The organism is Coprobacter secundus subsp. similis, from assembly GCF_015097275.1.
GTDB classification, from domain to species: Bacteria; Bacteroidota; Bacteroidia; order Bacteroidales; family Coprobacteraceae; genus Coprobacter; species Coprobacter secundus.
The window spans coordinates 79,600-95,806 of sequence record NZ_AP023322.1; the positions used below are offsets into that span (position 1 = coordinate 79,600).

A 16,207-nucleotide genomic window follows, 5' to 3' on the forward strand; every position below is an offset into this window, starting at 1 on the left:
GTGAATGGAATAGATGTGAATATTTTTTTAATATATTATATTGTATGCGAAAAATTATCGGTTTGTTATTGGTTTGTGCGTTTTGTACCTCGGTGAATGCGACGGGTAGAAAGGAGTACACGTTGAAAAAAGGCTGGAAGTTTACCAAAGGCGAGGTGGCTGAAGGCTGGAAAGAGAATCTGGATGTGAGTAGATGGCAGGATGTGGTCGTGCCCCATGATTGGGCGATATATGGCCCGTTCAGTATCGATAACGATAAACAGGAGATGGCGATTGTCCAGGATGGACAGAAAGAGGCTCTGGAGCATGCGGGACGTACGGGGGGACTTCCTTTTGTGGGGGTAGGCTGGTATCGTCTGGCTTTTGAGGCTCCGGAGTTTGAGTCAGGAAAGACGGCTACGCTGGTCTTTGACGGTGCCATGAGCCATGCCCGTGTGTATGTGAACGGGCAGGAGGCGGGTTACTGGCCTTATGGGTATAATTCTTTTTATTTTGATGTAACGCCGTATTTGAAGCCGGGAGGGAAGAATGAGCTGGCTGTGCGCCTGGAGAACGACAGGGAGTCATCGCGCTGGTATCCGGGTGCGGGGTTGTACCGTAATGTGCACTTGGTGATTACTGAGGATGCGTATGTGCCTACGTGGGGTACTTATGTCACTACTCCGGTGGTTACGGACGAGTGTGCCAAGGTGTGTGTAAAGACGTCTTGGGTGACACCGAAAGGGGCTGATAAGGATAATTACCGCATCGTGACGGAGATAAAGGACGGTACCGGCCGGGTTGTGGCTACGGGCGAGAGCCGTCTGAGCGTCTATGACAAGGGGATGTTTGAGCAGGAGTTTGCTGTGGCTCATCCTGAGTTGTGGAGTCCGGAGTCGCCTGTCTTGTATACGGCAGAGTCGAAGGTGTATGAGGGTAATGTGCAGAAGGATGCGTATACTACCCGCTTCGGCATACGTACGCTGGAAATCGTGCCGGACAAGGGTTTTTTCCTGAACGGGAAGATGACAAAATTCAAAGGGGTGTGCAATCATCATGACCTGGGCCCGCTGGGGGGTGCCGTAAACATGGCTGCTATCCGCCGCCAGATACGGATAATGAAGGATATGGGTTGCAATGCGATACGTACTTCTCATAATATGCCTGCTCCGGAACTGGTGGAGGCTTGTGATGAAATGGGGATGATGCTGATGGTGGAGTCTTTTGATGAATGGAAGGCTGCGAAGATGGCGAATGGCTATCATAAGGTGTTTGACGAGTGGGCTGTGAAGGACTTGACTCATCTGGTGCGGCATTATCGTAATAACCCGAGCGTGGTGATGTGGTGTATCGGGAATGAGGTGCCCGACCAGTGGAACGGGGACAACGGGCCGAAGCTTTCGCGGATGTTGCAGGATGTGTGCCATCGTGAAGACCCTACTCGTCCTGTGACGCAGGGCATGGACGCTCCTGACGCGGTGGTGAATAATAATATGGCGGCTGTGATGGATGTGGCGGGTTTTAATTACCGTCCACACAAGTATCCGGAGAATTACAAGAAGTTGCCGCAGCAGATAATATTGGGTAGTGAGACGGCTTCGACAGTCAGCTCTCGGGGGGTGTATAAGTTTCCTGTGGTGCGCCAGTCGATGAAGAAATATGATGATCATCAGTCTTCGTCTTATGATGTGGAACATTGCGGGTGGTCTAACTTGCCTGAGGATGACTGGATTTGGCACGAGGATAATGCGTGGGGTATCGGTGAGTTCGTATGGACGGGATTTGATTATCTGGGCGAGCCTACACCTTATTATACGGACTGGCCCAGTCACTCTTCTTTGTTCGGTATCGTAGACCTTGCAGGGCTGCCCAAAGACCGTTTTTATCTGTACCGGAGCCATTGGAACCGGGATGAGGAGACGCTTCATGTGTTGCCGCATTGGACATGGCCGGGTCGCGAGGGGGAGGTTACTCCTGTTTTCGTGTATACTAATTATCCGACGGCGGAGTTGTTTATCAACGGGAAGAGCCAGGGCAAGCGCACCAAGGACTTGAGCGTGACGGCCGAGAATAGTGCGGACTCGATTTCTATGGCGGAGTTTAAGCGGCAGAAGCGTTATCGCTTGATGTGGATGGATACGAAATACGAGCCGGGAACGGTGAAAGTGGTGGCGTATAATGAGAAAGGCGAGGCGGTTGCCGAGACGGAGGTGCATACGGCCGGCAAGCCTTCGCGGATAGAGTTGTCGGCTGACCGCAATGTGTTGTCAGCGGATGGCGAGGATTTGGCTTTTGTTACGGTAAAGGTGGTGGATAAGGATGGCAATTTGTGCCCTGATGCTGCCGAGAAGCTGAAATTCAAGGTGTCCGGTGCATTGGCCTATCGGGCGGCTTGTAATGGCGACCCGACGTGCCTGGAACAGTTCCACCTGCCTCAGATGACGACTTTCAGCGGTATGCTGGTGGTTGTGGTACAGTCGAAGGAGGTAGCCGGCCTCGGAAAATTGACCGTCTCGGGCAAGGGGCTGAAGAGTGCAAGTATAGAGATAGAGTCGACATCGAAATAAGTGATGTATATGATAGGAAACAGGATATATAAAACTCCGATGGTCTGGCTGTCGACAGGGCTTTTGAGCCTCGGGCAGGCAGCTATGGCAAGGGGTGAGGCCCAGAGGCCTAATATTTTGTTTTTTCTGGTGGACGATATGGGGTGGCAGGATACGTCTCTGCCTTTCGGACCGGAGAAAACCAGCTTGAATGAATTGTATCGTACGCCCTATATGGAGCGACTGGCAGCGAAAGGGGTGAAGTTTACTCATGCGTATGCTTGCTCTATCAGTTCTCCTTCGCGCGTCAGCTTGTTTACAGGGGCGAATGTGACTCAACACCGGGTTTCGAACTGGACGCTTCATAAGGATACGCCTACTGACCGTGCCAGCGATGTGCTTGATTTCGGGGAGTGGAATTATAACGGGCTTTGTCCGGTGGAGGGTGTGGGGCATACTTTCCATGCCAAGTGCCTGCCCCAGATATTGCGGGAGAACGGATATACGACCATGATGGTGGGCAAGGCTCATTTCGGATCGATAGATACTCCGGCTGCCGACCCGCTGGCCATCGGTTTTGATTATAATGTGGCCGGCCATGCTGCGGGCGCGATGGGCAGTTATCTGGGTGAGGAGAATTATGGAAATATCGGCAATGAGTGGGCTAAGGTATGGGGTGTTCCCGACTTGGAGAAGTATTACGGGTCGTCTACGTTCTTGACAGAGGCTCTGACTTTGGAGGCAAAGCGGCTGATAGATACTGCTCTGGTGAAGGAGAAGCCTTTTTTCCTGTATATGAGCCACTATGCGGTGCATGCTCCTTATAAGGAGGACAAGCGTTTTATAGAGAGGTATAAGAACCGGGGATTGTCCCAAGCGCAGGCCGAGTATGCGGCGATTGTGGAGGGGATGGACAAGAGCTTGGGCGATTTGATGGATTATCTGGATGAGAAGGGTATTTCGGAAAATACGGTCGTCGTCTTCATGAGCGATAACGGGGGATATATAAATTCGCGTGGCGATGACATGAATGCTCCGCTGTCGGGCGGCAAAGGTTCTCTTCTGGAAGGGGGAATCCGGGAACCGATGATTGTGTACTGGCCGGGGGTGACTTGCGCCGGAAGCGAGGAGGATATGCCGGTTATCGTGGAGGACTTTTTCCCTACGTTTTTGGAAATGGCGGGTGTGAAACGTTACCGGACGCCTCAGAGGGTGGATGGAAAGAGTTTTGTGCCTGTGCTCCGGGGCAAGAATATCCGGGGCGAGCGGCCTTTGTTTTTCCATTACCCGAATAATTGGGGTGAACGCAAGGGCATTGTGGGTGTGCCTCAGAGTGCGATTATAAAGGGTAATATGAAATATATTTATTGTTATGAGAACGGTGAGTCTTTCTTGTATGACCTGGACAGGGATATTTCGGAACGGCATAATTTGATGAATGACCGGATGTATGCCGGGATTGCGGATGTCTTGCGGCGCGAGCTGAGCGACTATCTCCGCCGGCAGAAGGCGAATATGCCTGTGGATAAGAGAAGCGGGGAGCAAGTGGCTTATCCGGACGGAAAGAAATGAGGATATTGATTTGAATAAAGCTGTATTGTGACAAGGGGATATCGGGTGTGTGTGCCGGTATCTCCTTTTTTTTCGTTCTCCGGTGTGGGGAATATGGCGGGAAAGGGCGTATTTGTACGGGTTGTCGTGGTTTTATAAAAAGAAAACCGGGCTTGTATAAGAAAAAACAAAAAAGAAAACTTTTGGTATTGCTTGTATTTGATATATTGGTGATTATCAATATGTTGAATATTTATTTTGGGAAACTTTGCTTTCTATTAAAAATATATTCTTTTTTATTTGTGTATGAAAAATGTTTTGATTAAACTTGCAGTGTCAAAATTTTCAGTCAAAATCTATACTATACCCAAGTGTAAAAAACATTAAAGGAAAAACATCAAATATCAATTAAAAGTGGAGCCTAAAACTTATACGTATGACGAAGCTTTTGAAGCTTCCCTACAGTATTTTAAGGGCGATGAGTTGGCCGCACGTGTGTGGGTGAACAAGTATGCGCTCAAAGATTCCTACGGGAATATCTATGAAAAGACTCCGGACGATATGCACCAGCGACTGGCGAGCGAAATTGCCCGGATTGAAAACAAGTATGCCAACCCTCTTTCGGTAGCACAGTTGAGGGAGTTGTTGGACCATTTCCGCTATGTCGTGCCTCAGGGTAGCCCTATGAGCGGAATCGGCAATAATTATCAGGTTGCTTCGTTGTCTAATTGCTTTGTTATCGGGATGGACGGTTCGGCCGATTCTTACGGCGGAATTATCAAGGTAGATGAGGAACAGGTACAGTTGATGAAACGCCGCGGAGGTGTGGGTCATGACTTGTCTCATATCAGGCCGAAGGGCACTCCGGTAAAGAATTCGGCTTTGACCTCGACGGGCCTGGTTCCTTTTATGGAGCGTTATTCCAACTCGACACGGGAGGTGGCTCAGGACGGACGTCGCGGGGCGTTGATGCTGAGCGTGTCGATAAAGCATCCGGATTCGGAGGCGTTTATCGATGCCAAGATGACGGAGGGCAAGGTTACCGGTGCGAATGTCTCGGTAAAAATCAGCGATGAGTTTATGAGGGCTGCGATTGCCGGGGAGCCTTTTATACAGAGATACCCTATCGATGCCAAGAACCCGAAGGTGACCAAGAGTGTCGATGCCAAGAAAATATGGCAGAAAATCGTGCATAACGCGTGGAAGTCGGCCGAGCCGGGGGTATTGTTCTGGGATACGATTATCCGGGAATCTATACCGGATTGCTATGCGGACTTGGGCTTTAAGACGGTGTCGACGAATCCTTGCGGGGAGATACCTTTGTGCCCGTATGACAGTTGCCGCCTGCTGGCGATGAATTTGTATTCGTATGTGGTGAATCCGTTTACGAAGGATGCTTATTTCGATTTTGACCTTTTCCACAAGCATGTGATGCTGGCTCAACGTATCATGGATGATATTATCGACCTGGAGATGGAGAAGATAGACAAGATACTTGAGAAGGTGGCTTCTGACCCGGAAACGGGAGAGGTGAAGCAGACGGAGAAACATCTGTGGGAGAAAATCAGGTCGAAGACATTGATGGGCCGCCGTACGGGAGTGGGTACTACGGCAGAGGGCGATATGCTGGCTGCTCTGGGCTTGCAGTATGGTACGGAGAAGGCTTCGGAATTTTCGGAATTTGTACATAAGTCTTTGGCTTTGGCTGCTTACCGTTCGTCGGTGGAAATGGCGAAGGAGAGAGGGGCTTTTGAAATATATGATGCCAAGCGGGAGAAGGATAATCCGTTTATCAATCGCTTGAAAGAGGCTGACCCGGAGCTGTATGATGATATGGTGAAGTACGGTCGTCGCAATATTGCTTGTCTGACCATCGCTCCTACGGGGACGACGAGTTTGATGACGCAGACGACTTCGGGTATAGAGCCTGTGTTCATGCCGGTGTACCGCCGCCGTCGCAAGGTGAACCCGAATGACCCTCAGGTGCGTGTCGATTTTGTGGATGAGTCGGGCGATGCTTTTGAGGAATATGTGGTATTCCATCACAAGTTCTTGACATGGATGAGGGTGAACGGTTATGAGGTGCGCGATAATTATACTCCTGAGGAGATAGATGAGCTGGTTGCCAAGTCGCCTTATTACAAGGCTACGTCGAATGATGTGGATTGGATGCAGAAGGTGAAGATGCAGGGACGGGTTCAGAAATGGGTGGATCATTCGATAAGTGTAACGATAAATCTGCCTGCGGATGTAACGGAAGAATTGGTGGGCAACTTGTATGTGGAGGCTTGGCGTTCGGGTTGTAAGGGCTGTACGGTGTATCGTGACGGTTCCCGCTCGGGTGTGTTGCTGGCGACGAAAAAGGAGGAGAAGAAAGAAACGGCTCCTGTGCATCTCGACCCGAAACGTCCTACCGAGCTTGAGGCGGATGTGGTACGTTTCCAGAACAATAAGGAGAAATGGATTGCGTTTATCGGCTTGAAGGACGGTAATCCTTATGAGATATTTACCGGTCTGGCAGATGATGAGGATGGTATCTTGATTCCGAAGAATATAAATAAGGGCAAGATTATCAAGGCTGTTGCTGAGGATGGCAGCAAGCGGTACGACTTCCAGTTTATCAATAAGCGGGGGTACAAGACTACTATCGAGGGACTGTCGGATAAATTTAATCCTGAGTATTGGAATTATGCCAAATTGATATCGGGCGTGCTGCGTTATGGCATGCCTATCGACCAGGTGATAAAGCTGGTATCGGGCCTGGAGCTTGACAGCCAGTCTATCAATACATGGAAAAACGGAGTGGAACGTGCTTTGAAAAAATATTTGCCGAATGGTACGAAGGCGAACGGACAGAGGTGTCCTAATTGTGGACAGGAGACTCTGATATATCAGGAGGGTTGCCTTATCTGTACTTCTTGTGGTACTTCTAAGTGCGGGTGATATATTTTTTAGCGTTTGTCTGTTTAGGGATAAAGTAAGGTTTTCTAAACGGAGGATATAATAAGGCAGGGTGTAGCGAATGGGAAGAATGGGATTTGCTACACTCTGCTTTTTTCTATTTGTTGCTTTTTTTGAGGTATTATTTTTTTGCTTTGGGCAGTTGCTTTTGGTTTTAGGAGGCTGTGCTCGGATGTCATACACCCCCCGGTCCCTCTCAAGAGGGGAGATTTGGAATCCTCTTTGTTGCTGTTAATGAGTTGTTTAGTGTGTTATAATTCCCCTCTTGAGAGGGGATTGAGGGGTGTGTGACGGTGAGGTACTCGGGTTGGTTTGAGGTGTTTTTTGAGGAGGTGGTGTTTGTCGGGTTTAGTGAGTGTTTTTGATTTGGGAGGCAGTGCTTGGGTGTTACACACCCCTGACCCCTTTCGAGAGGGGAGGTCTGGATGGTATTTTTGGGGGAGTATTTTTTTAAGATAAATCTTGTTGTAATTGCTTTTTTCGAAATTCCAAAGGTGACATTTTGTAATGGCAACGAAAGGTTCGTACCAGATAACAGGAGTCTGTGTATCCCATTTTTGCAGCTATTTCTTTTATACTCATGGTTGTGTCTGTCAATAGATTTTCGACTATTTTGAGTCGGTTTCTGATGATATACTGTTGCAGGTCTTCTTGAAAATGCTGTTTAAAATACTGACCGACGTATGTGGAAGCCATGTTGAATTTCTTGCAGAGTGCTTTAGTTTTCAGAAGTTCGGGTTGATAGATATGTTGCTGAATGTATTGTAACAAGTACATTGCTTTGTCGGGCTCTATCGAGGCAGAGGTGTATTCGGCCGAATTTTCCTGCATGAAGTGGCCGGCTACGATGACGAGAATACTGTTAAGCCATTGTTGTAATATGTAGTTTGAGTATTTTCTTGTATGGGATGCTTCTTGCCCGATGTGTCTGAACAGGGAACGGACGATTGTTGTGTCTTTTTCGTCGAGTGTTATTGCACACTGTTTGAGTGATGTATAAAGTGATTGTTCTATTTGTTTGCCGAGATAGTCTGCTGCATAATGCGGGGTGAAACGAATGAAGATGTATTCGCAGTGCGTGTCAATGGTGAAACGGTGAACTGTATCGGGCGGAATGAGGAAGAGTGCATGGGATTTGTAGTTTGTTTGTTGTACTTTGAAATCTCCTTCTTTTACATAAAAAGAACCGCTGCCGGACTGTACATAGACCATTTCGAAGAATGAATGTTGGTGTTCGTCTATAGGGAATTTTGTGTGCTTGCGGGTCAAGACTTCTACTGGTTGATATAGATTTTCTTTCCACATATTGTAATACTACAATTTATTCATGCGAAAATACAATAATATTGCTTTTGTACGTACTACTTTTACTTAAAAAATAATTGATATGGGATTAAGAGATAAAGTAGTTGTACGATTTAAAGGAGATGTTTTTATGAAATGTGCGAGTTTGTTTTACGTTTTTTTGATTTTGTTTAGCGGTTTGGCGTGTTCGGCTTATGCCCAGCCTACAGGAACGAGGCTAAAAGGTAAAGTTGCATTGATAACCGGAGCGGCATCGGGCAATGGAAAAGCGATGGCAGCTTTGTTTGCTTCGGAAGGGGCGAAAGTGATGATTGCCGACATTAATGGCAAGGGTGCTGAAGAGGTGGCTCAATTGCTTGTCGGGAAAGGCCTTTCGGCTGCGTCGGTGAGGGTAGATGTGACAAAGGAGTCTGATGTAAAGAAAATGATAGATGTTACTCTCGACATGTATGGCAGGATAGATATTCTGGTGAATAACGCGGGGGTGTTTGATGAATTGGTCCCGGTCGGTGAGGTTAGTGATGAATTTTGGGATAAGGTGATTGCTACGAACTTGACGGCTCCGATGCGAGGCATACGTGCGGTTATTCCTGTCTTTGAAAGACAGGGTGGCGGTGTCATTGTCAATACAGCTTCTATTGCCGGATTGACAGGAGCGAGAGGCGGAGGGGCGGCTTATGTAGCTTCTAAACATGGACTTGTGGGGTTGACCAAGAATGTGGCTTTCAATTATAAAGAGAAGAATATCCGATGCAATGCGGTGGCTCCCGGACGGGTGAATACCAATCTCCGGGCCAACAGCGAAAAACTGATAGGTTCGAAAACGACGCGTGATGCTACTATCGATAATTGGAAAGTGATAGAGGATAAGGTACACGAAGGGTATATTACGAATATGAGAAAGTGTTCTCCTGAGGAGATTGCAACGGTAGCTTTGTTTCTGGCGTCGGATGAGGCTTCGTTTGTAAATGGCTCTATATTTACGGTCGACGGGGCGTGGACTTCTTATTGAGTGGTGTTTTTGGAGATTGATAAATCCAATTTTTGCCCTGTATGAGAGATATTCTGAATTATTGTTTGAGTCGTGAGCGGGAATATGATTGTTACAGTTCGTATCTGATTTTGCTATTCCGTTGTTTTTCCGGTTTGATGATGATTCCGTATGGTTATGGAAAGATCGTTGATTATGACCGGTATGCTGCTGACTTTTTTGGCGACCCGCTTGGTATCGGTGATTTGCCTTCTTTATGGCTGACTATTTTTGCACAGGTCGTATGTCCGGTTACTTTGATTTTGGGATTCCAAATGAGAATTTCTGCGGGTATTTTGGCTTTCAACATGTTGGTTGCGGTAAAATATCATTTTTCCGACCCTTTCAGTATAAAAGCGTTGCCGATGTTGTTTTTGGGTATGTACGTGATTTTGATATTGTGGGGTGCGGGTAGGTATTCGATGGACTTTTGTTTCTATTCGTCGGGGGGTAGACGTTTTCTTTCGCGAAGTGAGAGATGGAGTATATGTTGTGTGGCTGTTGCTTTTGTGATTTTATGTGTTCTTTTTGCAAATATCGTTTCCGGTTGGATTGTTGCTGTGTTGCTGATTCCGGTTATGGTATTGTTTATATCGAGTTATTATATTTTGAGATATGAGTAAGTTTACTATTGTCGGGCATGCTTCCATGTTTTTGGCTAATGCTTCGTGGGGGCTTATGTCCCCTGTTGCAAAAATAGTCATGTCTGGTGGAATTGTAGCGCCTCTTATATTGACGGATATGCGTGTATTCGGTGCTATGGTCCTGTTTTGGGTTGTATCTTTTTTCCGAAAGCCTGAACGGGTGGCTCCGCGTGATATGGTTAAATTGTTCGGGGCTTCGTTATTGGCTATCGTATTCAATCAGGGGTGTTTTATCTTCGGGGTGGGATTGACTTCTCCGGGAGATGCGTCTATTATAACGACGAGTATGCCTTTATGGGCTATGATCCTTGCGGCTTTTTTCTTGAAAGAGCCTATTACGGGCAAAAAAGTGACGGGTATTGCTTTGGGGGCGACCGGTGCTCTGTTGTTGATTCTGGGTAGCAATCAGGGAACGACCAGCGGGAATAACAGTATCTGGGGTGATTTGCTGGTACTGCTGGCGCAATTGAGTTATGCGCTTTATATCGTGTTATTTAAGAATTTTGTAACTCGGTATTCTCTTATTACTATCATGAAATGGATGTTTACTTATGCATTTATTTGTATTTTGCCGTTTTCTTATGATGATTTGATTGTTACGAACTGGAACGGCTTGGATTTGCAAGCTATCGGGGCGATATGTTTCATTGTCGTATGCGGTACGTTTGTCAGCTATATGTTGATTGTGGTAGGGCAGAAGCGCTTACGCCCTACGGTTGCGGGTATGTACAATTATATTCAGCCTTTGGTGGCTTGTATCGTGTCTGTGTATTTGGGTATGGATTCGTTCAATTTCGTGAAGGGAATCGCAATCGTATTGATTTTCGGTGGTGTATATTTGGTAACTGTTAGTAAAAGTCGGGCTGATATGGTGGTTTGACGTCTGTATGGCTGTTGCTTGGAATGAAATAGATTTTTACGGATCTTGTTTTGCTCAATAGGGTTGCTTTTCAACTTGGGCTGCATATCTCCCCGTCACCTTCGTCGGCCTCTTACGAGATGTATGGGTTGGGATGAGATGTTTTTTGTCGGCTTTGTGTGGCTGTTCTTGATTTTTAGGTAGCTGTGCGCGAACGTCACACACCCCCTGCCCCTCTGAAGTGCCCCCCAAAAGTTGGACAAAAAACCCAATAAAAACAGTGCAATAATGAAACACACCTTAGAAGAAAAGCGGGACATAGTCAGGCAAATCAAGAGAGGCCGTCCCCTCTCGAGCCTGTGCAAGACCCTACATCTCGACTGCCATATGGTCAGAGACTGGCTGCTGAGATACGAAAAGTACGGAGACCAAGGCCTCCGAATACGTACCCCAAAATACCACTTCAACACCCAAGAAAAAGAAAGAATAATATGGGAACATACAAAAAAAAGAATATCTTTGCAAGAACTGAGCCTCCGTTACGATGTAGACCGCAGTACCATAAAATCCTGGCTGAGAAAGGCCCGCACAGGAGGTTCCCTTTACCGGATAAAACAGCCGAGCCCCATGGCAAGACCCAAGAAAAAAGAACCACAGACAGAACTGGAGAAACTCCAGGCAGAAAACCTGCGGCTCAGAGCCGAGAATGCGCTGCTAAAAAAAGTGAAGGCCTTAGTCGAGGAAAAGAAAGCCCGGGCACGAGAGAATGGGCAAAAGCCATCGACGAACTAAGGCCGGAATACCCCCTAGACTTATTGCTAAAGTTAAAAAGGATGGCCCGTTCAGTGTTCTACTATCATCTTAAACATCTGAAAGACAAGGACAAGTATGCACACGAAAAGGAACTTGTCAAATCCATTTACCATGAACATAAGGGCCGGTACGGTTACCGTCGGGTGACGGCCGAGATGCGCAACAGAGGCTTCACGACCAACCATAAGACCGTACGGCGGCTGATGGATGAAATGGAGCTCAAGAGCAGAATCCGCAAAGTCCGTTACCGCTCATACAGGCACCAGGCCGGCAAGACAGCCCCCAACATCATCGCCAGGAACTTCAGGGCTGAAGCCCCCAACCGCAAATGGGCCACGGACGTGACGCAGATAAACATCGGTCCGGCCAAGCTGTACCTTTCGCCGATAATAGACATGTTCAATGGAGAAATCATCTCATATAACCTCTCCGAAACCCCCAACATGGAACAGATTTACGATATGTTGGACAAAGCCTTTTCCCGGAATGACGACCTGGAAGGACTAATCCTGCACTCCGACCAAGGCTGGCAATACCAGCATTACGGCTACCGCCAACGGCTCGAAGAGCGCAACGTGGTCCAAAGCATGTCACGCAAGGGCAATTGTCTGGACAACGCCATGGCCGAGAGCTTCTTCGCCATCATGAAGTCCGAGCTGCTCTATGCCGAAAACTTCGAATCCCCTGAAGCCTTCACGAGAGCTTTGGAGGAATATATCGATTATTATAACCATAGGAGAATAAAATCCCGGTTAAAGGGAAAGAGCCCGGTACAATACCGGACTCTTTCCATTACCGGATAATGTATAACCCGTCCAACTTTTGGGGGTCACTTCACTCTCAAGAGGGGAGATTTGGATACTGATTTTTCTTTGATAATGAGTTGTTTGAGTGGGGATAATTCCCCTCTTGGGAGGGGATTGAGGGGTGTGTTACGGTGAGATGTGCGGGTTAGGTTGAGGAGTTTTTTGTCGGCTTTGTGTGGCTGTTTTTGATTTGGGAGGCAGTGCGCAGGCGTGACACACCCCCAGCCCCTCTCGAGAGGGGAGGCTGGGATGCTGTTTTCTATTTGATAATGAGTAGTTTAGTGTGTATGTTTCCCCTCTTGGGAGGGGATAAAGGGGTGTGTTACGGTGAGATGTGCGGGTTAGGTTGAGGAGTTTTTTGTCGGCTTTGTGTGGCTGTTTTTGATTTTTAGGTAGCTGTGCGCGGACGTGACACACCCCCTGCCCCTCTCAAGAGGGGAGATGGGGAAAGTGACCTTTTTGTTTGAAAATGAGTAGTTTGAGTGTAGTGTTTTCTCTCTTTCGAGGGGAGATGAGAGTGAAGTGTTATCGGTTAAAGTAACGGATTTTTCGTTTTATCATTTGGTTGAAACTTTTTTTGTTTAGTAGTTCTTCCAATGTGAGGTGCATGCGGTATCTCCAGTAATGACGGGAGTTTGCGGGTATATTGATGCGTTCTTCCTGCGGGTTTTGCCGGCGGATAGTCCCGTCTGTGGACAGCCAGTCTTGTAGTGGCAGGATGACCCACATCGATGGTGATTCCAATTGCATGTCTATGATTTTTTCGCATATCCAGGGTTCGCAATATGTGGGTGCTTCTCCTTGGAGGTGGAGTACGTGATTGTAGAATTGCTGGGTTTGTTCCCGGTTTTCTTCCCACCATGCTCTTAGTGTGGACATGTCGTGTGTGGATGTCGTACAGACGGACAGGTATGGGTAATGCCATGTATCGGCAAAGTTGTGGTTTGCTTCTTTGGGCATGCGTTGTATTTCGAGCGAGAGTATTTGTAGCTTATGCATCACTTCGGGTACGCAGTGGGGTATCATGCCGAGGTCTTCTCCGCATACGAGCATCCGGGTGGATGAGATGAGGGGAGGGAGTTTTTTGAGTGCTTCTTGTTTCCAGAATTCGTCGTGCCGCTTGTAGAAGAACTCGTCGTACAGGCGGTTGAAGCACCATTTTTCATAATCGGACAGGGCTTTGTACCCGTATGTGTATTGTGCGGATATGCGTGGATGCCAGTGGTTTTTGCGCTGGGGGTCTTCGAGGAACAGCACGTCGGCAACGAGGGTGAACAGGCCATTGCGGATTGTCGTCCTCCGGGTCTCGTCGGGCTCTTGTTCCATGAGCTGTTCTATTTTGCGCTGGGTGTTTACTTCGGGCAGCAGGGTGTATGAGCCGTCGTGTTCTCTGACGAGGTATTTTTGCATTACTTCGTCGGCGTATTGGCCGAAGATTTCGCCGAGCATGTACGGACGGATGTATGGGCGTGCGTGCCGGTAGGGACTGAAGTAGAATCCGTAGGATTGCATTTCTTCGAGTGTGTAGGGCAGCGCGGGGTTGAAGTGCCCCATGAGTCCTTGTACGGAGTATTCGGGTATTTGCCAGATGCGAAAAAAGCCGAGTATGTGGTCGATGCGGTAGGCGTCGAAGTATTCTGCCATTTTGCGGAAGCGTGCTTTCCACCAGGTGTAGTTGTCTTTTTCCATAACGGGCCAGTTGTAGGTGGGGAATCCCCAGTTTTGCCCCATGACCGAGAAGGCGTCGGGCGGGGCTCCGGCTTGTGAATCCATGTGGAACAGGGTAGTATGGCTCCATGCGTCGGCGCTGTGGCGGCTGATGCCAATGGGTATGTCTCCTTTGAGTACGACTCCTTTTTTGTGGGCGTAGTCTCGTGTTTCTTTTAATTGCCGTGCCAGATGGTATTGTACGTAATAGGTGCGTGCTATGTCATCGTACCAAATGTTTCTGGGGGCACAGAATTGTTGTATGCCGGCTTTGTCGTATGTGGAGTGTTCTTTCCATTGTGTGAAATCGGGTGTCCCGTACCGGTCTCTCAGGCAACAGAAGGCGGCATAGGGTATGAGCCATTCTTTGTTGGCCGCAAAGAAGGTTTTGAATGCTTCGGATTCGAGGGTTTCTTTTCCTGTTTCCGAGAAAATGGCTTTGATGTATGCTTCTTTGGCGAGGGATACTCGTTCGTAGTCTATTTCGGAAAGGGTGTTCAGCTCTTTTTTCAATTCTTCGTATCGTTGCATCGCATCGGTGTCTTTCAGTGTGCCGATTTCTTCGACGCGGAGATAGTTGGGATGCAGTGCGAATATGGAGTTTGCGTTGTAGGGGTAGGAGTCTACCCATGTGTGTGTCATTGTGGTGTCGTTGACGGGGAGTATCTGTATGATGCGCATACCGGTTTCTGCAGCCCAGTCGACCATTTTCCGCAGGTCGACGAAGTCTCCGATACCGAGGCTTTGTTCGGTGCGGAGGGAGAATACGGGTATGGCTACTCCTGTTCCTTTCCATCCGGGAAGGGGGTTGTGCAGGTGCATCCCGGATATGACGACGCATTCGTTGTCGGCGAGCAGGGATATGTTGACTGTGCGGTTGTCTCCGGTTTCCCAGCCTATCAGGGTATTGTCTGATTTTTTGAGGATGACGAATTTGTACTCGTAGGGGAATGTTATGTTTTCTACGGGTATGGAGATGGTCCAGAGGGGGTATGCGCTATCGTCCAGAATCTTCGGATTTGTCACGTCCCAGCCTGAGCTGCGGTCGACAATGGCGACTACCTGGTCGGGCAGTATGGTCGGTGCCCAGACTTTGAGTGTCAGTGTTTTTACCGGGTAGGGTTTCAGCTCATGGGTGTTGTTCCGCGAGAAGATACCGTCGACGAAGGCTGAGGAATAGAAGGATTTGTCTTCGGGTTGCTCGTTCCAATGGTCGTACACCAGGCAGTGCCGGGTTTTGTTTTCGGGGTATAGTGTGCGGTTGTCGCCCCACTCCCGGTTTATTACATTGTCATATTCTTTGACCAGGTAACGGTATTCGAAGGGGATATCGTCTTGTGATATTTCCATCTCGTATGTCCAGCGTCCGTTGCCGTTGTAGCGCATCGGCACGGCTTTGTTTTCGTCGAAGTTTCCCAGGGTATCGGGGCTTCCTGTCAGGTATAGGATTTGTCCCCAGATTGTTTGGTATTCTATATTGAATATGACTTTCATAAGATATAAATTGTTAGTTATTAATCTACATGGTACGGACGCGATGTTGGTTTCCGTCCCATGAAATTAATGAATTTTTTTTAATAAAAAAAATGTGCCAAAATTTTTAGTGTTTGCAAAAGAATTTTTGTTTCAAAATCTAAGAGCTTGGCTGAATTTTCCGATAGGGGAATTATTATCCGGCTCGGGCAAAATCCGGACAGGCTCTATATTCCATACCTTTTTTTAGAACAAAAATGTGTGCTTTTTGGTTCGGTTTTTTTGTATGAAACGGCTTTTTGCGGTCGTTGTATTCCGGCTGTTTTTCCGAAGGGGGGGCAGGGGGGAAGGTTTTCTGTTTTTTTTGTCCTGTTTTTTTTCGGGATTTTTGTTACATTGTGCTCAAAATTGTCTTTGTGGGGAAAAGGAGCAGTGTTTTTGCCGAAAAGAGCATGTTTGTGAATTTTTGTGCGCTTATTTTTGCATTGTCGACGGATATTTTTTTGATGTTTATTTTTTATGGTATAATATAT

The 16,207-nt window shown here is 47.6% G+C and carries 9 protein-coding genes and 1 pseudogene; 8 read left to right on the forward strand and 2 right to left on the reverse strand.

Features of this window, described 5'->3' with window-relative positions; genetic code table 11:
* Nucleotides 1–44 precede the first annotated feature (44 nt).
* The 3 genes from Cop2CBH44_RS00245 to Cop2CBH44_RS00255 all read left to right on the forward strand — a co-directional run bounded on the left by Cop2CBH44_RS00245 (nucleotide 45) and on the right by Cop2CBH44_RS00255 (nucleotide 7,019).
* Nucleotides 45–2,546: a glycoside hydrolase family 2 TIM barrel-domain containing protein gene (locus Cop2CBH44_RS00245; RefSeq protein WP_200755273.1), complete on the forward strand. Its 2,502-nt coding sequence runs from the start codon at nucleotides 45–47 to the stop codon at nucleotides 2,544–2,546.
* A 9-nt stretch (nucleotides 2,547–2,555) separates the two neighbouring features.
* Nucleotides 2,556–4,097, forward strand: coding sequence for a sulfatase (locus Cop2CBH44_RS00250; RefSeq protein ID WP_021929339.1), 1,542 nt, complete (start codon nucleotides 2,556–2,558; stop codon nucleotides 4,095–4,097).
* 393 nt (nucleotides 4,098–4,490) lie between these two features.
* Nucleotides 4,491–7,019 (forward strand): adenosylcobalamin-dependent ribonucleoside-diphosphate reductase, encoded by a 2,529-nt coding sequence (locus Cop2CBH44_RS00255; protein ID WP_021929338.1) that lies wholly within the window; start codon nucleotides 4,491–4,493, stop codon nucleotides 7,017–7,019.
* 468 nt (nucleotides 7,020–7,487) lie between these two features.
* On the opposite strand, the gene Cop2CBH44_RS00260 is transcribed toward Cop2CBH44_RS00255, so the two are convergent.
* Complete coding sequence (locus Cop2CBH44_RS00260; protein ID WP_200755274.1) at nucleotides 7,488–8,342, reverse strand: helix-turn-helix domain-containing protein; 855 nt, start codon at nucleotides 8,340–8,342, stop codon at nucleotides 7,488–7,490.
* A 130-nt stretch (nucleotides 8,343–8,472) separates the two neighbouring features.
* Between Cop2CBH44_RS00260 and Cop2CBH44_RS00265 the strand changes: the two genes are divergently transcribed.
* The 5 genes and pseudogenes from Cop2CBH44_RS00265 to Cop2CBH44_RS00280 all read left to right on the forward strand — a co-directional run.
* Nucleotides 8,473–9,354, forward strand: a complete 882-nt coding sequence (locus tag Cop2CBH44_RS00265; RefSeq protein WP_200755889.1) for an SDR family oxidoreductase — start codon at nucleotides 8,473–8,475, stop codon at nucleotides 9,352–9,354.
* A 41-nt stretch (nucleotides 9,355–9,395) separates the two neighbouring features.
* Nucleotides 9,396–9,995 (forward strand): DoxX family protein, encoded by a 600-nt coding sequence (locus Cop2CBH44_RS00270; RefSeq protein ID WP_200755275.1) that lies wholly within the window; start codon nucleotides 9,396–9,398, stop codon nucleotides 9,993–9,995.
* The gene (locus Cop2CBH44_RS00275) at nucleotides 9,988–10,896 is read left to right on the forward strand and encodes a DMT family transporter (protein ID WP_055100103.1); all 909 of its coding nucleotides are present in this window, start codon (nucleotides 9,988–9,990) and stop codon (nucleotides 10,894–10,896) included. The genes Cop2CBH44_RS00270 and Cop2CBH44_RS00275 overlap by 8 nt, the downstream gene beginning before the upstream one ends.
* Nucleotides 10,897–11,163: 267 nt before the next feature.
* Nucleotides 11,164–11,667: a transposase gene (locus tag Cop2CBH44_RS16420; protein ID WP_246469148.1), complete on the forward strand. Its 504-nt coding sequence runs from the start codon at nucleotides 11,164–11,166 to the stop codon at nucleotides 11,665–11,667.
* A pseudogene (locus Cop2CBH44_RS00280) lies at nucleotides 11,652–12,491 on the forward strand (IS3 family transposase); the annotation flags it as partial. The gene Cop2CBH44_RS16420 and the pseudogene Cop2CBH44_RS00280, both read left to right, overlap by 16 nt.
* A gap of 528 nt (nucleotides 12,492–13,019) precedes the next feature.
* Here Cop2CBH44_RS00280 and Cop2CBH44_RS00285 read toward each other — a convergent pair.
* Entirely contained in the window at nucleotides 13,020–15,695 is a 2,676-nt protein-coding gene (locus tag Cop2CBH44_RS00285; RefSeq protein ID WP_200755277.1) for a 4-alpha-glucanotransferase, read from the reverse strand.
* Nucleotides 15,696–16,207 lie beyond the last annotated feature (512 nt).